Genomic DNA, 702 nt, shown 5'->3' with positions numbered 1-702 from the left:
AAAAATGCCTGAATGTCTATAAAAAAATTGGAGTGCCGGTCTATGGCATCCATTGCCATGAAAAGAAAATGTCTGCTTCTATTGAAGAATTGCTCGACAAATATCGACCTGACATCCTGGTGATCACAGGGCATGATGCTTACTCGAAGCAAAAGGGCGGTATTGATGATTTGAATGCGTACAGACATTCTAAGCACTTTGTTGAAACAGTTCAAACAGCCCGAAAAAAGATCCCTCACTTAGATCAGCTTGTTATTTTTGCGGGGGCTTGCCAATCCCATTTTGAATCACTCATCAGAGCGGGTGCGAATTTTGCGAGTTCGCCATCAAGAGTCAATATTCATGCGCTTGATCCGGTATATATCGTCGCGAAGATCAGCTTTACGCCGTTTATGGAACGGATTAATGTATGGGAAGTGCTCCGTAATACGCTGACAAGAGAGAAAGGGCTTGGAGGTATTGAAACAAGAGGAGTTCTGAGAATTGGTATGCCTTATAAGTCCAATTAACAGTTGAAAACCTGCATAGGAGAGCTATGCGGGTTTTTTATTTTGCATAATGATACATAATTTACCGAAACTTGCGGAACATAATTGAGGAATCATAGAATTTTGTCAAAATAATTTTATTGACAACGTCTTATTAACGTTGATATAATTTAAATTTTATTTGACAAAATTGGGCTCTTGTTGTACAATAAAT

The 702-nt window shown here is 38.6% G+C and carries 1 pseudogene; it reads left to right on the top strand.

The window, feature by feature from the left end:
* Positions 1 to 509 (top strand): annotated as a pseudogene (gene prtG / locus ACWHAR_RS27340) (sporulation-specific protease PrtG); the annotation flags it as partial.
* Positions 510 to 702: the final 193 nt, after the last annotated feature.

It is taken from the genome of Bacillus sp. LR--39 (assembly GCF_053613335.1).
Note: the sequence above shows the minus strand (reverse complement) of the source record. Positions and strands in the feature narration are given on the sequence as shown.